General features: G+C 43.7%; 2 protein-coding genes. One reads left to right on the plus strand and one right to left on the minus strand.

Annotated features, from left to right (window positions below; all coding sequences use genetic code 11):
• Positions 1 to 369: hypothetical protein (locus A3762_RS17460; protein ID WP_197469350.1), on the minus strand; the 369-nt coding region annotated here is incomplete at its 3' end.
• A 241-nt stretch (positions 370 to 610) separates the two neighbouring features.
• On the opposite strand from A3762_RS17460, the gene A3762_RS17465 reads away from it, so the two are divergent.
• Positions 611 to 846: DEAD/DEAH box helicase (locus tag A3762_RS17465; protein WP_156493553.1), on the plus strand; the 236-nt coding region annotated here is incomplete at its 3' end.

The raw sequence follows: 846 nt of genomic DNA on the forward strand, positions 1-846 counted from the left end.
ACCGTATTCTTCAGCAGCCCAAGAATCTCGACCGTGAACAATCAGCCCTTCAACCGCGTCGTCATTCACATTTTCACGATAGGCTGAGAGATGTGCTTGCGCTGATTCAAACATTCCGAAAGCTGGCCCTCTATTCACCGCAACCTTCAACGAGTAACTGTCGTCATAGTTAAGTTGACTTAATTTGATTCGGTTTCCTGTACCGTAATCGACAGCAAACCAAGACTTTTCTGTGGGTACAACGACTGAAACCGCGGGGCCATATACCCGTTCACCAGGGCGAATATTGGTTCGATCAAAACTTGTTGCGCAGCCACTAATGATGAGCGTTAAAGCTAGTAGCTTGATTATCGTATAGACGTTCGACATATCGGAATTTATTAGTATCGTTATTGTCAGCTTATTTAGTATGTCTAGAGCGAAGCTCAAGACTGCGCCTAAGCACTTAATTATTTGTTTTTATCGTGACATAAATAGATCGTCGCACCAAGCTCGCAGTGCGTGTTTTGACCTACTAGCATACGAATGATGAAGTTTATGTATCGTAAAAGCTTAATCCCACCTATACTTCGCGCGCATTCTGCCCCCACATACTGAGAACGAATACTTAATGTACTTTGAAGAGCTTGGCCTTAATCGAAATATCCTAAAAGCAATTGAGTTAAAAGGTTATAAGACACCGTCCCCAATCCAGCAAGAGGCTATTCCTGCCGTATTAACAGGGCGTGATGTGATGGCTGCTGCCCAAACGGGTACAGGCAAAACTGCTAGCTTTACACTTCCTATTATTCAGTATCTTGAAGGAAAGGCTCGTGTAAAGGCTAGTCAGGTCCGAGTATTGATTCT

The organism is Oleiphilus sp. HI0125 (assembly GCF_001635355.1).